At 38.3% G+C, this 16,514-nt stretch carries 14 protein-coding genes; 9 read left to right on the top strand and 5 right to left on the bottom strand.

Annotated elements, in window-relative coordinates; all coding sequences use genetic code 11:
- Positions 1-243 precede the first annotated feature (243 nt).
- Positions 244-639 carry a DUF1554 domain-containing protein gene (locus tag EHQ47_RS01285; protein WP_135776393.1) on the bottom strand — a complete coding sequence of 132 codons (396 nt, stop codon included), beginning with the start codon at positions 637-639 and terminating at the stop codon, positions 244-246.
- Positions 640-845: 206 nt separating this feature from the next.
- Between EHQ47_RS01285 and EHQ47_RS01280 the strand changes: the two genes are divergently transcribed.
- A complete protein-coding gene (locus EHQ47_RS01280) occupies positions 846-1,580 on the top strand; it encodes a lysoplasmalogenase family protein (protein WP_135749853.1) in 735 nt (244 codons plus the stop codon).
- Positions 1,581-1,585: 5 nt separating this feature from the next.
- On the opposite strand, the gene EHQ47_RS01275 is transcribed toward EHQ47_RS01280, so the two are convergent.
- The gene (locus tag EHQ47_RS01275; protein ID WP_208727373.1) at positions 1,586-2,458 is read right to left on the bottom strand and encodes a methylated-DNA--[protein]-cysteine S-methyltransferase; all 873 of its coding nucleotides are present in this window, start codon (positions 2,456-2,458) and stop codon (positions 1,586-1,588) included.
- A gap of 113 nt (positions 2,459-2,571) precedes the next feature.
- On the opposite strand from EHQ47_RS01275, the gene hrpB reads away from it, so the two are divergent.
- A complete protein-coding gene (gene hrpB, locus EHQ47_RS01270; RefSeq protein ID WP_135776384.1) occupies positions 2,572-5,037 on the top strand; it encodes an ATP-dependent helicase HrpB in 2,466 nt (821 codons plus the stop codon).
- Here hrpB and EHQ47_RS01265 read toward each other — a convergent pair.
- The gene (locus EHQ47_RS01265) at positions 5,019-5,498 is read right to left on the bottom strand and encodes a hypothetical protein (RefSeq protein ID WP_135749856.1); all 480 of its coding nucleotides are present in this window, start codon (positions 5,496-5,498) and stop codon (positions 5,019-5,021) included. The two genes, hrpB and EHQ47_RS01265, sit on opposite strands and share 19 nt — an antisense overlap.
- Positions 5,499-5,581: 83 nt before the next feature.
- Here EHQ47_RS01265 and EHQ47_RS01260 point away from each other — a divergent pair, with 83 nt between their 5' ends.
- From EHQ47_RS01260 to EHQ47_RS01240, 5 genes are all read left to right on the top strand, one after another.
- Positions 5,582-7,465, top strand: coding sequence for a polysaccharide biosynthesis protein (locus EHQ47_RS01260; RefSeq protein WP_208727372.1), 1,884 nt, complete (start codon positions 5,582-5,584; stop codon positions 7,463-7,465).
- Positions 7,462-7,920 (top strand): ClpXP protease specificity-enhancing factor SspB, encoded by a 459-nt coding sequence (locus EHQ47_RS01255; RefSeq protein ID WP_135694491.1) that lies wholly within the window; start codon positions 7,462-7,464, stop codon positions 7,918-7,920. The genes EHQ47_RS01260 and EHQ47_RS01255 overlap by 4 nt, the downstream gene beginning before the upstream one ends.
- Positions 7,917-9,524, top strand: a complete 1,608-nt coding sequence (locus EHQ47_RS01250; RefSeq protein ID WP_135749858.1) for an NCS2 family permease — start codon at positions 7,917-7,919, stop codon at positions 9,522-9,524. The genes EHQ47_RS01255 and EHQ47_RS01250 overlap by 4 nt, the downstream gene beginning before the upstream one ends.
- Positions 9,525-9,617: 93 nt before the next feature.
- On the top strand, positions 9,618-10,508 hold the full coding sequence (gene htpX / locus EHQ47_RS01245; protein WP_135749859.1) for a protease HtpX: 891 nt from the start codon (positions 9,618-9,620) through the stop codon (positions 10,506-10,508).
- Positions 10,509-10,613: 105 nt separating this feature from the next.
- Positions 10,614-11,147, top strand: coding sequence for an adenine phosphoribosyltransferase (locus tag EHQ47_RS01240; RefSeq protein WP_135749860.1), 534 nt, complete (start codon positions 10,614-10,616; stop codon positions 11,145-11,147).
- A gap of 46 nt (positions 11,148-11,193) precedes the next feature.
- Here EHQ47_RS01240 and EHQ47_RS01235 read toward each other — a convergent pair whose 3' ends face one another.
- Positions 11,194-12,231, bottom strand: a complete 1,038-nt coding sequence (locus EHQ47_RS01235; RefSeq protein ID WP_135776383.1) for an ATP-binding protein — start codon at positions 12,229-12,231, stop codon at positions 11,194-11,196.
- A gap of 31 nt (positions 12,232-12,262) precedes the next feature.
- Between EHQ47_RS01235 and EHQ47_RS01230 the strand changes: the two genes are divergently transcribed.
- Positions 12,263-13,810, top strand: coding sequence for a S1C family serine protease (locus EHQ47_RS01230; RefSeq protein ID WP_135749862.1), 1,548 nt, complete (start codon positions 12,263-12,265; stop codon positions 13,808-13,810).
- Between the two features lie 4 nt (positions 13,811-13,814).
- Positions 13,815-15,293, top strand: coding sequence for a PDZ domain-containing protein (locus EHQ47_RS01225; RefSeq protein ID WP_135749863.1), 1,479 nt, complete (start codon positions 13,815-13,817; stop codon positions 15,291-15,293).
- Here the strand turns inward: EHQ47_RS01225 and EHQ47_RS01220 are convergent.
- Positions 15,290-16,504, bottom strand: coding sequence for an AZOBR_p60025 family cell surface glycopolymer formation protein (locus tag EHQ47_RS01220; RefSeq protein WP_135749864.1), 1,215 nt, complete (start codon positions 16,502-16,504; stop codon positions 15,290-15,292). The two genes, EHQ47_RS01225 and EHQ47_RS01220, sit on opposite strands and share 4 nt — an antisense overlap.
- Positions 16,505-16,514 lie beyond the last annotated feature (10 nt).

Here is a 16,514-nt window from a genome sequence, read left to right as displayed (position 1 = left end):
AGAATGTTACTTCGAATACTTTTACTTTTGAAGCATTATTTTGATTTTAGATACTATTAATTATGAAGCAATATGCAACTTCCCATAATTGATCTTATGTCACATTATGGTTGGGCCTTTTTTGTATAGAAAGGCACATCGGTAACACTTTAGATCACTCACATGGGTTACAGTCGTATCAAGACTTTGCTAGAAAACTACTAAACACGCAGATTCATGGCAAATGCAACCAACCGCACATGTTTAAGAATGACTGAAAAATATAGTAACCTTTTTATTGTTCCACACAAACCAGTTTCCAAGTGCTGTCACACCCGCCGTTACCCATTGCAAGTAAAATTGCCTTTGATTTATTAGTGTGATTGCCATTGGAAACATTTCCTGTGGTGTCTCAGTAAAATTGGAACAATCATTGGCACTTTCGGTCCAATTCGAATTCAAACCAGTCGCAATTGTCGATGTCCCACTGATTGTAGTTGAGATCTCATTTGTCAGATCTGCAGCAAAGATTCCATTTGCGTTTGTCGTACCAATCACAGTTGCCCCATCAATCCTTCGGTATTCTTTATTCGGTTTGAGAACCCAATCCGTTTGTCCTGCCGTACCACCAGTGGCACAATTGGCCGATGCACAAGCAATACGATTTGTTTCAGCGGAACGTGAATAAAGATCCTTTTCTTTGAGCTATCATAAATGGCGGAGCGAGTCAATCAAAGTAACATCTTACAATAACGATAATCCACACATATTGTTATGGAGTTAACCTCCATAATTATTTCACAAAAGGGATCATAAGAATGAAACTATCGTTTGCTTTTTCTATTTGTGGGTGGTAATATAACACCATGGTATACTACTTAATTCTCACAACCATTCCTGTTGCCATCATTTCGGCATTTTTTATCCATTGGTTCACATTGCAAGACGAACCAAATCCACTCAAACGTCTAAAACATTCCCGTGGGATTTATATTGGATTTTCCTTTCAAATCCTACTATTTGCTTGGTTATTATTTCAATTAGGGCATGCACGATTTGCTTATCCGCTATACGCTATCGGGTTTTCTTTTTTAGGAGATTGGTTTAACCTTCAGTTCCCAATTGCTAAAAAACAAATGGAAGATCCAGTTCTTGGCGGAATTTTTAGTTTTGCCATTGCCCAAGTTTTCTTTTTATTATCCTTCTGGAAACTAACCTCTTGGAATGAACTTTATACCGGTGTTTTACCTTATGCCGTCACCATTGTATTATTAATTTTACCAGCCCTGATTTTTTACTTCCGAGTGTACAATCCCAATCGTTCTAAATGGGTAATGGCTTCTGCCTTTGTTTATGGGCTGATTTTGTGTTTTTTTGTTTCTTTATGTTTCAACGCCTATCTAGCATTTGGTGGAGTTTGGATGTATTTAGCAATTGGTGCTGGGTTTTTCCTTCTTTCCGATGCGGTGATGGGAGAAACAACAATCAATGGAACAAGACACCCAAAATGGGAATTCCAAGTTCCCTGGGTCACCTATTTAATTGCACAAAGTTTTTTGTTGGTGGGATTCTTTCTTGTCTCTCACACCAGACATATCTAAATTCATTATTCGGCAATATTTCCCGAATTCAATAAATCATTGTTTGGTGACATCTTTTTAGATTGTTCCCAAGCAATGATCATTCGTTTCCGATTTGGATCCCACCTGTACCCACCAAATAAACCGGATGTTTGGATCACACGGTGACAAGGAATGAGATAAGCAATGGGATTTTTGCCAATTGCTGTTCCCACGGCCCTCTGTGCAGAGGGTTGCCCTATGGATTCGGCAATATCTCCATACGTACAAAGGCTTCCCATTGGTATTTTTAATAAAGATTTCCACACTTTAAATTGAAATTCTGTTCCGTATAAATAGAGAGGGACGGGAGATTCAGGGAATACAAAATTTTGAAAGTAGTCTTTTAATTTTTGGTGTTCGTTTGATCCTCCCTCTTTCCAAATCGCATTGGGAAATTCTTTTTTTGTTTCCTGGATGCCTTGGTCCAAAGATTCAATGAATTGAAGAGATTGGATTCCTCGTTCAGAAGACACCAAAAGAATCTCTCCAAAAGCGGAAGGAAATACTTCGTATTGCAAAACCATCCCCTCCCCTCCTCGTTTGAATTCGCCAGGAGTCATTGCTTCTAATTTTACAAATAAATCATGCAATCGTCCTGTGCTAGAGAGTCCGAGAGAATAAGTTGTATCCAAAATGTTTGATTCCTTTAGCAATTGTTTGGCGTGAGAGATCGTAACAAATTGTAAAAATTCTTTTGGGGATACACCAGCCCAAGCGCGGAAAACTTTTTGAAAATGGAAAGGACTTAAGGATACCCTTTCTGCTAAAACATCCAAATTGGGTTGCTCTTCAAAATGCTCCAAAAGATATTCGATGGAGTTTTTTATGATTTCATAGTGTTTGTGATTGGAATCCACATGAAAATCCTAACTGATTTGCGAAATATTGAAAACCCGATTCTTGCGATTTCTCAAAATAAAATACAAATTGTTTGATTTTTTCTTTAGGAATTTCTTCTATAAGAATACAAGTGTCACCTCCTTTGGATCCATTTCCTGTACTCGCCGCCTTACAATCTATTGTTGATTCGATCCAAAAAAATCCAGTTACCATTTTGGACGCCCCACCTGGGACAGGAAAAACAACAGTCCTGCCGACGGAACTTCTAAAAGCAGGCCTTTCCTTTGGGAAAAAAATTTGTATTTTAGAACCGAGGCGTATCGCTTCAAAAAATGCTGCCAAAAGGATTAGCCAAAGTCTAAACGAATCATTGGGAGAAACTGTTGGGTACCGAGTTCGGTTTGATACAAAGGTCGGAAAAAATACAAAGATTGAATTTGTAACCGATGGGATCTTAACCAAAATTTTACTCGCAGATCCAGAACTAAAAGAATATGGACTGATTGTTTTTGATGAATTTCACGAAAGACGAATGGACTCTGATTTATGTTTTGCATTGGCCCGTAGAACCCAAGAAGTCTTTCGGAACGATTTAAAAATACTTGTTATGTCTGCAACACTCGAAGGTCAAAATTTCGAATCGATCGGGATCCAAACAAAACCCATCCATGTCAGTGCCAACCCTCATCCTTTAGAAATTTTCCATATGGGTGATTCTCAAAAAAAAATAAATGAAAGATTATTGGATTTAATCCCCAAAGCCGTAGAACAAACAGAAGGTGATATCCTTGTATTTTTGTCAGGGAAAAAGGAAATACAAATCTTAAGAAACCAACTGGAATCTTTAACTGTGATCAAATCCAACACAGTGGTTTACGGGTTATATGGGGATATGGATTTATCCGACCAAGAAAAAATCTTCCTACCCTCGCTTTCCGGGAAAAAGAAAATCATCCTTTCCACAAATATCGCGGAGTCTTCTGTGACCATCCCCGGTGTTAGGATTGTTTTTGATACAGGATACCACAAACACGTTATTTTTGATTCTGAATCTGGAGTTTCTCACTTAGTCAAAGATCGAATCAGTTTGAGTAGCGCCAAACAACGTGCAGGGCGAGCTGCAAGAGAAGGAAAAGGTTTAGTGTACCGTCTTTGGTCCAAAGATGAGGAAAATTCTTTTTTAGACAGAACCAAACCGGAAATTCTGGAAGGAGATATTGATCGTTTGGTTTTAGAAATTAAATCTTGGGGAGAAGAAATCCATCAATTGCCTTTTTTGGACTCACCAATCAAAGGATCGGTGGCCCGAAGTACAAACCGGTTGAAGCTCCTTGGTTGTTTGGATACAAATACAAACTTAACAAACTTAGGGAAAGAATGCCTACGATACCCACTCCCCATTCGGTTGGGAAAAATTTTGGCAATCCTACCCAAAGAAAAAGAAAATATCATTGCCGATATTGTTTCGTTAGTTGGGAAAGAAAACACAGGGACTGATGCAAAAACCTTTCCGGAGGAGAATCATCCCTCTCAATTCCCTTTTGAATTACGTATCATTTTTGATCAAATTTTGCGTATTTACAGGGAAAAAACCGATTTTTCTACCATTCTCTCAGGGAAAAATCGACTTTTTTATTTGGCATCTGGATTCCCAGATCGGATTGCAAAAGCCAAAACCCAAGGGGGAAAAGAGTTTAAACTTTCAAATGGGAAATTAGGAATTCTGAATACATCCTCCATTCAAATTCCTGAATGTATTTTAGTTTTGGATACATTCTCCTTCGGCCAAGACCTATACATTACAAACTATTTGCCTTTGGACTTAAATTTAATTGAAGATTGTTTTAAAGAACAAATTCAAACAAAAGTTGTTTCCGAAAAACGAACCAACCAAAGAGGGGAATCCTTTCTTTTGGTAAAAGAAGAAAGAAGTCTCGGTGGTCTGATTTTGGATTCAAAAGAATCCAAAGAGTCAAACGAGACCATTCTAAGTTTAGCTTTGGAAGAATACATCACAAAGACCAACTGGGAAGAAGATTGGATAAAAGATTCTGAATTAAAACATTTTTATCACCGCGTCCGGTTTTTAGTCAGCTTTGGAGTTTTGGATCTCAATGTGGATCCGATGCATCTAAAACAAACAGCAAAGGAATGGCTTTTCCCCTTTATCAATTTTGATTCAGGGAAATTGTCCTTAGACAAACTCCCATTTTTGGAAGCATTCAAAGCCTATGTTGGTTATGAAAGATTGAATTTGATTGATTCTGAGGCGCCAGTATCCATCCAAGTTCCTTCCGGCTCTCGTATCCATTTGAATTATGATGGAATCGAACCAGAACTTCATGTCAAATTACAAGAGTTATTCGGTTTAAAATCATTGCCGAAACTTGCCAATGGGAAAGTAAATATTTTGATCCACTTACTTTCTCCTGCACGTCGTCCTGTACAAATTACCAAAGATTTAGAAAGTTTCTGGAACCATGGGTACCATGAAGTTAAAAAAGAATTAAAAGGTAGATATCCGAAACACCCTTGGCCTGAAAAACCTTGGGAAGCGGTCCCAACAAAACACTTAAATCACACCAAACGTTCGTAAGTGGAAACCCATCCTTTTTTATTTACGAAAAATTTAGTTTGGCAATTGGGACAAAGGTAATCCCCCGCAAGTTTCCAACGAAGGAGAGATTGGCATTCTGGACAATGGACGGTTTTCTCCTCAGTTTTGGGTGTGAGTTCATTTGCTGGTGTTTCACTGAGGATTTGGGATTCTAAAAATTGGATACAATCAGATTCTGTGGAATGGAGAGAAAGTAATTTAGAGTTCTCTTCTGAAACGGCAATCGATAAGCCGAACCCTGCCACTTTGGACCCGGTTTCTTTGCACCGGCCTACAATCTTTCTTAAAAATTCCCAACCTACTTCTGTGACTTCGTCAACTTCCGAAAAATCAAGGCAAAAAAGAGAGGGGGAAAGAGTTTCCTCCTTCAATTTTAAATAAAGTTCTGAGCCGATTTCCGCAGAAAATGTTCCCGCTAGGCGGAAAAGAAGTGATTTCAAACAGGTTTTTCCTCTTTTCTATTCTTCGGAAAAGATTCTGTATTTACAAGGAATTTTGTTCCAAATACCCTTATTTATCAGATATGAAATCGATCCCGAGACGATACTGGGTTTTTCCTGTAGACATACTCTTTATGTTCTTGTCGTATTTTCTCGCACACCTTGTGCGTTTTGAAAACATACGATTTTTAGATAGTTACCCTGATTTTTGGGTCTGCGCTACTATCGTTGTTGTCTCAAGGAGCATTGTGTTTCTGTTTTCGGGGATTTACCGATCGTTATGGTCTTACGCCTCGTTACACGACCTTCTTTCGATCATCAAAGCAACTGTTCTTTCTTCTCTCGTTTCGACCCTTGCCCTTCTCTTCTACAATCGGTTCCACCAATTGTCTCGGATGGTACCAATTCTCGATACGCTCATCCTACTGGGATTTTTATGCCTCAGGAGTTTGAGTTGGAGGATGCTTCGAGAACAAATTTTTAATTCTGACAAATCCAAACGAGGGACACCCATTTTACTTGTTGGTGCGGGCAAACTTGGAAGTTCATTCTTAACAGAAATTAGACGAAATGTGGATTTGGATTACCAACCCATTGGATTTTTAGACGACAACCTTTCCAAAAAAGGTGGTTACATCCAAGGAGTTCCCATCCTCGGTGCTACAGATGAGATTGGAAAAATTTTAGTTCGTTACGGTGTAAAAAAAGTGATTATGACTGTCCCTCAACCAGACGGACGAGTTGTCAGCAAACTCATGAAAGAATGTGAAAGTGCCGGTGTGGATTTCAAAATCCTTCCCACGTTTGGAGAGTATCTTTCTGGAAAACCCAATATCACACAACTTCGCGAAGTACAAGTAGAAGACCTATTGGGAAGGCCTACGGTTGATTTAGAAATTGAATCCATTCGTTCTTATTTAGAAAAAAAAGTAATCCTCGTGACAGGAGCTGGTGGTTCTATCGGTTCAGAGATCTGTCGTCAAGTGGCACTGTTTAAACCGAGTGTATTAGTGATTTTAGATGCCGCAGAAACTCCGTTATACGAAATCGATTATGAACTTAGAAAAAGTTTTTCAGATCTCAACATTGACATTCGACCAGTCATTGCTGATGTAAAAAATCTTTCTCGTATCTCTGCCATTTTTGAAGAACATAGACCTTCGGTTGTATTCCATTCTGCCGCCTACAAACACGTTCCGATGATGGAAATCAATCCTTCTGAAGCTGTTTTAAACAATGTCATGGGTACAAAAAACGTAGCTGACGTATGCCGCCTAATCGGTGTTGAACGATTTGTTTTAATTTCCACCGACAAAGCAGTAAACCCTGTCAATGTGATGGGAGCATCCAAACGGGCTGCGGAAATTTATCTCCAACATATTTCACAAAATTCACGAACAAAATTCATTACCGTTCGTTTTGGGAACGTACTCGGATCCAATGGAAGTGTCATCCCTCGTTTCCGAGAACAAATCAAACGAGGTGGCCCTGTCACCGTCACACATCCCGATGTCATTCGTTACTTTATGACAATCCCAGAAGCCACACAACTTGTGTTACAAGCTGGAAGTATGGGTGAACATGGAGAAATATTTATTTTAGATATGGGAGAACCTGTCAAAATTCTTTCTCTTGCAGAAGAGATGATTCGTTTATCAGGATACACGCCCCACAAAGACATTGCGATTGAATTTTCTGGGTTACGACCTGGGGAAAAATTGTACGAAGAACTTCTTCTCAACCAAGAAGGGATCAAAAAAACCCACCATCCAAAAATTCGAATTGCGGCTCCTTTAGAAAATTATAATCTTCTTCTCTTTCAAAACAAATTAAACCGCCTGTTCTCTCTAGCCAAAGCCAACAAAAATAGGGAACTTTTTGGTGCTTTTAAAGAAATCATTCCAGAATACAAAATCCACGATGAATACATCGAGTGGGAAACTTCACATGGTAAAAGGAATTTATGAGCGAAAAACTCACCGAGGAAGAAATCACAACATTACGTGAGTTTAAGAGAGATTTATTTAATCTCTATTGGGAAAGATTTGGAGTATTTTACATCCATGTAATGCCTCATCCCAAACTAGAAATTGGGAAACGTGGATTACTCAATGCAGAAAAAGAATCCGGCATTGTACTTGTGTTCGGCGATAAAGCTGTAAAAGTTTTAGATAGTAAACCGGATTATTTATTTGCTGAACTACAATTTGGATCTGCTTGGGAACCCACAATGATTCCTTGGGATGCTGTGTTTCGTATTTATGATAAGTTTCAAAATTCAGCAACTCAACTTCGATTTTTACAAGTGGAAACTTCTGTGACTCCAGAAGAAAATGTATCAAAACCAAAAGTAACCAAACCAGAAGTGAGTGGGGATGGGAATGTGATCCGAGTTGATTTTGGGGGAAAAAGGAACGAATGAATTTTTTTACCATCACCAGAGGTGATCTCGACGGTTTTTTTGGTCTCATGGTAGACAACCTCATCCAACTTTTAGTTCTTTCTGCTCTTTGTTTGGGAGTTTGTGGTTTCCCACTAGGTTTTATCACTGCTGTCGTTTTGCCAGGAGCCGCCGTTTCTTTGTTAGTTGGGAATGTCTTTTATGCGTGGCAGGCCTGGAAATTAGGTCAAAGGACCAACCGTACAGACGTTACAGCAATTCCTTACGGGATTAATACAGTTTCTCTTTTTGCATTTGTATTTTTTGTGATGTTTCCCACTTACCAAGCCACGGGGAACTATGTTGCTGCTTGGAAAGCAGGTCTTCTTGTATCTTTTATTTCCGGTTGTATTGAAGTCATTGGATCTTTTGTGGCTGCAAAAATTCGATTGTACACTCCCAGAGCTGCTTTACTTTCGGCTTTGGCTGGAATTGCCATCACTTTTATCTCAATGGATTTTTTACTTCGTACATTCGAAAGACCAATCATCGCCTTTATCCCATTAGGTGTTATTTTATTACAATACTTTGGGAAGGTTCGATTTCCATTTGGAATCCCCGGTGGACTTACCTCCGTTGTCCTTGGAATTTTATTGTCCTATCTTTCAAGTTTTTGGGGTGATCCCATTTATCAACCTGGGGCCATTGAAAATGGATTACAAACCATAGGATTTTATTTTCCCCAACTTTCCATTAGCCCTCTCATCGAAACCTTAACTTACGCTAATATCAAAGCCTATTTTTCCGTGATTCTTCCTATGGGAATTTTTAATGTCATTGGTTCATTACAAAACATTGAATCAGCAGAAGCATCTGGTGATAGTTTTGATACAAAAACTTCCTTACTTGTGAATGGACTTGGAACCCTTGCAGGAACCGCTTTCGGTTCTCCTTTTCCAACAACCATTTACATTGGCCATCCAGGTTGGAAGGCACTCGGCGCAAAACATAGTTATTCTGTACTTTCGGGAATTTTTATGACAGTAGTGAGTTTGTTTGGACTTATGGGTCTTATCCAAGCTCTCATTCCTGTGGAAGCGGGAATGGCAATTGTACTTTGGATTGGGATTGTCATCACAAGCCAAGCCTTCCAAGCAATCCCCCGTCATCATTCCCCTGCCGTAGTCGTTGGTCTTTTGCCTGCCTTTGCTGGTTGGGCAGTCCTTATCATCCAGAATGTTTTTATCTTTTTGGATGGAAAACTTCAAACCACCTTGCAGGAGTTAGGTGTCAAACAAACCATTCATTTTTCCTTATCAGATATCCCTCCCCATTTAACATTTCTCCCCTATGCTTTGAGTGGAGTTCTTTCTCTTTCCCAAGGATTTCTCATCACTTCGATGGTTTGGTCCGCCATGGTGGTGTTTATCTTAGAAAAAGAATGGAAAAAAGCCGCTCTTTGGGCTGGTGTTGCTGCGATCCTTTCTGCCATTGGTTGGATTCATTCTTACGAACTCCAAGGGAATGCCATTTTAAATCGTTTCACTGAATTTGCCAGTTGGGATTTCCCAATTGCTTATTTATCTCTTGCGACCTTATTTTTGCTGGTTCAGTTCCTAGGTCCCAAGGAAAAACAGGCAAAATGAAACCATTAATTTGCTTGTAATCTCAAGCCAAGACAAGTACAGTTTCAGTCTAATGAATAGGTTCCATGAGAACCTTAAGGAGAATAATTTCCTATGACTTGGATCAAACGAATCGGTTTTTTCCTGTTAACCAATATTTTGATTATGACTACGATCTCTATTGTGACCACCTTACTTGGTTCAATGGGATTTAGTATCCGTGCTTATGGTTTAGATCTTACGCAACTCATTGTATTCTGTTTGATGTGGGGTATGGCGGGATCTTTTATTTCGCTTTTACTTTCTAAGATGATGGCGAAGTGGACGATGGGAGTCAAAATCATCGATCCTAAAAAAGCTTCTGCACCAGAAATGGATGTGTATCGCCGAGTGCAATCACTTGCACAACGGGCTCACCTTCCCATGCCAGAAGTTGGTATTTACGAATCTCCTGAAGTAAATGCGTTTGCAACAGGACCAAGTAAATCCAGCGCCCTTGTTGCCGTATCAACAGGCCTTCTCAACCGAATGAATGCCCAAGAATTAGATGGAGTGCTTGCACACGAACTAACCCACGTTGCCAACGGTGATATGGTGACACTCACTCTCATCCAAGGTGTTGTGAACTCATTTGCGATGTTCATCTCCCGCATCATTGCGTATGTGGCAGCCAATGCAGTGAAAGAAGAAATGGCACATATCGTACGAATTGTTGTGACGATTGTCCTCGACATTGCGTTTTCCATTCTTGGATCTATGGCAGTGGCTTATTTCTCACGCCAACGTGAGTTCCGAGCGGATGCTGGTGGTGCCAAATTGGCGGGAAGAGAGTCCATGATTTCTGCTTTAGAATCATTACGACAAATGGTAGAAATGCCAGAAGATCCAAGAGGAGAAGCAATCGCTTCCTTTAAGATCTCTTCCAACAAAGGCGGATTTCTTTCCCTATTTGCAACCCACCCTGCATTAGAAGAAAGAATCTTAGCTCTCAAACAAATGAGATAAAAGTTTTAAAAGAGAGAGTTTAAGGATTCTTTGCAAAGAAGGTCGGCAAAAAATGCCGGCCTTTTTTTATTGCAAAGCCCTAGTCATCTTTGGTTTCATCCTATTATGTCCATTGTTAAATCAAAGATTCGTACCATTCCCGACTACCCAAAACCAGGAATTCTATTTCGCGATATTACTTCCCTTCTCATTGATCCAGAAGGTTTCCAACTCACCATTGGGATGTTTGTAGAACGATACCAAAATGCTAAACTGAATAAAATTGCGGCCATTGACGCGAGGGGTTTTATCCCGGGAGCGGCATTGGCTTTCCAACTAGGCGTTGGGTTTGTACCCATCCGAAAAAAAGGGAAATTGCCTGGCACCACCATTTCCGAGTCTTATGCATTGGAATATGGAGTGGACCATGTGGAAATTCATACAGACGCCATTAGCCCTGGAGAACGAGTTTTGATTATGGACGATTTAATTGCCACTGGTGGAACTCTTGAAGCTTCTATCAAACTCATCCAAAATTTAAAAGGTGTGATTCATGAGTGTTCCACAATCATCAACTTACCAGACTTAGGTGGAGCAAAACGAATTAAAGATACATACGGAATTGATGTATTTTCTATTTGTGAATTCGAAGGACACTGATTCGGTAAAGTAAAACTAGTTTTCTACTAAAAACAAAGAGTTTTGATTAGGTTGCGGATTTCCAATCAGAATTCTTTGTTTTATCCACTCGTATACTCACTTCATTCCCGAGAAAATTCCAACGAACCACAAAAAGTTTTTTCAGAATGTGAATCCCTCGTCCCCCCGTCACCAGTTTTCGGTCCGACTCGATGGGACTTGGAATTTGACGTGGGTTGAATCCTTTCCCACTATCAATCACATATACATCGATGAACTTACGTGATTCGAATACATGTACTGTAATGATATCATCTTCCCTTTTGCCACCATGTTCCAAGGCATTGTCTAATGTTTCATCCACAAGAATCTGAAACCAAAAACTATCCATAATATGACGCCAATTTCTTTTGTCATATAAACTCCAAAGTTTTTCTTTGATGAGTCGGGAATTGGATCTTGTAGCTGGGATTTGTTCTTCAAAGATTTTAGTTGATCTTTCAAAAATAAAAGAAAACGGATGCGTTAGATAATTTTCTGTAAAAGAATAATGAAATAAAAAAACAGTAAAACAAAAGAGGAACAATAGATTCATAAATAAAAATGAATGCAAAAAATATTTGGTTGTTAGTGGGATCCAACTTGGGAAAAAACAAAGTATCAAAAAAAAGACACAGGCAAAGAATGTGGCAAAATAAATATATTCCATGAACTTCTGAATTGCAGGGAAATTGAATCTTAGTTTGGCAATGATCAAATAAGAAAATGCAACAAAAGCTAACACATAGTAAGTGTTATAATAATATTCCAAAAGGATAAGACTTACGTTCGGATATACTTCATTGAGAAGGCCCAGGTCCACAAATAAAAGCATAATTCCCATTCCCAAGACAAAAGAACAAATGACAACTAAACGAGAAAAGTTACGGAAGAATGTAGGAAATTGTAATCCAAAGAATAGAAGGATAAACGATTCGAAAACTAAATAGGTGGAGATGATATGGGGTTGGTTTAAGATTTGATTTTCTAAGAACAAAGTATCACAAAGGATTGTCAAATCTCCGATACAGAAAAAAGCCGCAAGAATTGAAAAACTTGTTTTCATTCTTGTCCGCGGATTCTTTCTAAATGAAACAATGCCCGCAATCAGCGAAAAAAAGGCGGTCGCTCCGAATATGGTGGATTCAAACAAACTCATGCAAAAACAGAAAAAAATTCTCCTCTCCCCGTTCCTCTTTGCGAGTACTATTTTATTTTTTATTCGTTTATTCCTTAACCCTCTTTCTGCAGAAGAACCCAGACAATCCATTGACGAAATTAAGAAATCTGTAGTCCAAATCCGAGTTTTTTCCCAAGCGAAGGACCCCTTTTCCCCTTGGATGTCATCTGGAATTTCTGCTTCAACAGGATCGGGTTTTTTAATTTCAAAGAACCGTATCCTTACCAATGCCCATGTTGTTTCTAACGCCAAATTTATGGAAACCCAACGAAATAACCAAACGGAATGGTATGAATTAAAAGTTTTGTTTATCGCCCATGACTGTGATTTAGCTTTGCTGGAAGTTTCTGATCCAAAATTCTATGAAGATAGCAATTATTTAGAATTGGGAAGTTTACCTGAACTCGCAAGTCCTGTTGATATCATTGGATATCCAATTGGTGGAAGTAAAATCTCTGTTAGTCGAGGGATTGTATCGCGTATTGAACAATCAACATATGCACATTCACAAATTGACAGCCATTTGGTTGTACAAGTGGATGCAGCAATCAATCCGGGGAACTCAGGGGGACCTGCACTCCAGGATGGAAAAGTAGTTGGTGTTGCCTTTCAGGCTTCCACGAAAGGAGAAAATATTGGTTATATCATTCCCACAGCAGTGATCCAACATTTTTTGAAAGACATTGAAGATGGTATTTACCATGGGTATGTTGAGTTAGGGATCCAAACACAACCCTCTTATTCCGAGTCACACAGAAAATACTATGGAATTCCCAGTGTAGAAGAAGGAGTTTTTATCACAAAGGTTTTAAAGGCTGGTTCTGCTGATGGATATTTAAAACCAGGCGATTACTTAACTGCTATTGATGGGCGTAAAATCGGTAGAAATGGAAACTTATTAGAAACAAACTCCATTGATTTTCTGGAAGTTGTCGATAACAAGTTTGCAGGGGATGAGATCCGATTCGATCTCATCAGAGACAAAAAAAAGATTAATGTAAAATTCCCTGCAAAAAAAATGATTCAAATGGAAAACCAAAGAGCAAGATATGGAGTCAACTACGACTATCTAATGTTTGGTGGTCATATTTTCCAGACGGTGAACAGAGATTTACTTGAAGCTTGGAGTAAAAACGGGCAAACACAAGGAGGAAGTCTTCTAGTTTATCGGTTTTATGACGCAACTACTTTGTCTGATGGGCAATCTGAAGATGTTGTCTTGTATCGAAAGTTACCTCACCCAATCAATTCGAATTCTGATTTTTATTTGAATATGGTTGTGGAATTTGTTAATGGAACAAAGGTAAAAAACCTAACGCATCTAAAAGAATTATTTCAAAGTGCAACAGAGAAAACCATTCGGATTCAATTTTACGGAATTCAACTGCCAATGATTTTGGATCGTGAAGAATCAGAAAAAGCAGATCTGGAAATAAAAAAATCATACCACCTAACAGGAAATTAAAATAATGAAATTCCTAAACCTAATGTATCGTTTCGTTTTTGTACTTTTCTTTTTATTTTTTGCCGGGTTCATCCATTCAAAATCAATCCCAGTTGGTATGACAGATGCATCCATCCTCCAAGTTAAGGTGACTGTCCAATACCCACATTTTATCCAACCTTGGAGGAACAAAAATCCTGAGGTCCGACAGTCTACAGGAATTTATATAGGTGAAAACAAAATTATAATTCCTGCGCAGGCAGTTTATTTTTATACAAGTATCGAAATTAAAAAACCAGATTCCCTTAAGGTTTTTACTGCTGAGTTAGAAAGATTAGATCCCGACTTAGGACTCGCGATTTTAAAGTTTAACGATCCAAATGCATCAAAGGATCTAAAAGCTGTCACTTTCTCAAATGAGGTTTTTTTGCCAGGAACTGGACTTGTGATGGAAAGCAAGGACCAAAGGAGTCTGGAAGAAAAAAAAATCAGAATGATCCGTTTGGATATGGAAGCTTATGCAAGTGGCTATGTGGAACTTCCCTTTATTGAAATCCAATCAGAAGAAAAATTAGATGGTGTGGGAGAACTGATCGTTGATGTAAGCTCCAGAATTCCGCAAGGAATCTTATACCAATTTAAAGAAAACAATACAGGGAGAGTGATCCCTACTTTTTCGATACGACATTTCATTGATGGAAAAAACTTTCCATTCAAAGGATTTCGATTTAAACCATTGATTGATAGTGCCACAAGAAATCATTATGGATTAAGAAAAGATGATTTAGGAGTCCTTGTTGCAGAAATTTATCCAGGTTCATCTGCAGATGGAGTTTTGCAATTAGAGGATGTTTTATTAGAAGTTTCTAATTTCAAAATTGATCCGAAAGGTTATTTTGATCATCCAAAATTTGGAAAACTGAATGTATCGTATTTGTTTCATAATACAAATGATACAGACTCATCCTTTGGGAAAAAAATCAAAATCAAAGTATTTCGAAACAAAAAGCCAGTTTCTCTTGAGTTAGATTTAAAACCTATCCCAGAATCTGCCATTCGAATTCCATACGGAAACTCTCGATTTCAAACTCCCAAATATTTAATGTTAGCTGGAATCATTTTCCAAGAGTTGTCAGAACAATACCTGACTGAACATGGGAACCAATGGAGAAACCGTGTCAGTAAAGAGCTTTTATATCTGAATGATTTTTATAGAATTAAGAGGAATTCCAAAGAAGGAAAAGTGGTTTTTTTATCTCAAGTATTACCACTTTCAGGGAATAAGGCCTACCACACTGCCCACCAAATGATTCTAAAAACTGTCAACGGTGTCCAAGTCCAATCCTTGGAACAACTACAAACCTTAATTAGCGAATCAGGCACACCTTACGTTCATTTTGTGATGTCAGACGGATTTGAAATGATTTTCAAAAAAGAAGAAATCCAATCATTAAACGCAGAAGCCAAACAAAGTTTTCAAATCCAAAGGGATTCTAATTTTTAGAATCCCACCTGATAACCTAACTGTTTAGAAATTAGTAGTACTTTGATAAGAAACAAAACTAAAATGAACAAAGTAAATAAAATGTATTCTTGGTAACGAATCTTGTGATCAGAATTCATTAAAAACAAAAGAACGGGGATGGAAAGAGTAAACATTCGCGATACGTTTTCATAAACGGACCAAAAATGATAATATCCGGCTGTCCCTACCATAAACATAATCAATAAAAATGAAATTCGAAATTCCCAACCCTTTCGAATTTGGCCTGTAAAAGGCAAAAACAATCCTAAAAAAAATAAAACTACCAGTGGGAAACGAGATAACAACCGAGCCAAATCTTTCCAATTGGTTCCACTGGCAATGAATCGCCAAATGGATTCCATATATGAAATTAAACCTTCAAAAGGTAAAATAAAATCAGTTAGGCGACCAGGCCTCCAATTTGGAAATCGATATGCCAGATACAAATGCCAACAAACAGGAATGACAAGAACCAAACCAACAACGATGATCCGTTTCCAATCTCGGCGAAAGACAGCAGCAAGGCCCAAAGGGAATAACAAAAACAATGCAGGTTCTTTTGTAAGGATTGCTAAACTAGATAGAATTACAAAAGGGATATAGTTCTCTTTTACGTAATAATAATATGCAATGATTAATATGGAAACCATTACAGAGTCACTCACTAAAACGTAATAACTTCCCAACGCAAACGGACTTAGGAGATACAAAATGGCAAAAGGTTTTGTTTCCTCATTTAGAAGTTTGCGCAAATAAAAATAAGAAATAAGAGTAAGGCCAATATTCCAAAAATACATTCCAAAAATTGCAATGGATTTACCAAAAAAACCAAAAAGAGCAATTAACAGAGGATAGCCGATTCTCGGTGCACGATAGGATTCATCAAATCCCTTTGGCCAATTCAGATTAAATTCAGAAAGTGGGCGTGAAAAATAATAAAATATTTGGCCATCATAACCTGCTCCCAGATCTCCCGTCTCTCCTTTGAATAAGATGGCCTTCTCTGGAGTTTCTTTCTGGTTTTGTAAAGCAAACTCATAACCAAAGTTCACCATAGAACTGGGATTCCATTCATATTTTTTCCAATACGATAGAGTGCTGACCCCCCAAACCAAAACAAATGACAAAACGGTAAGCCATTGTTTTGAATTAAAAAATAAAAAAATTGGTTTGATACGTTTGAGAACCATCTGTCAACTC

It is taken from the genome of Leptospira bourretii, assembly GCF_004770145.1.
In the GTDB taxonomy this organism is placed as follows: domain Bacteria; phylum Spirochaetota; class Leptospiria; order Leptospirales; family Leptospiraceae; genus Leptospira_A; species Leptospira_A bourretii.
Note: the sequence above shows the minus strand (reverse complement) of the source record. Positions and strands in the feature narration are given on the sequence as shown.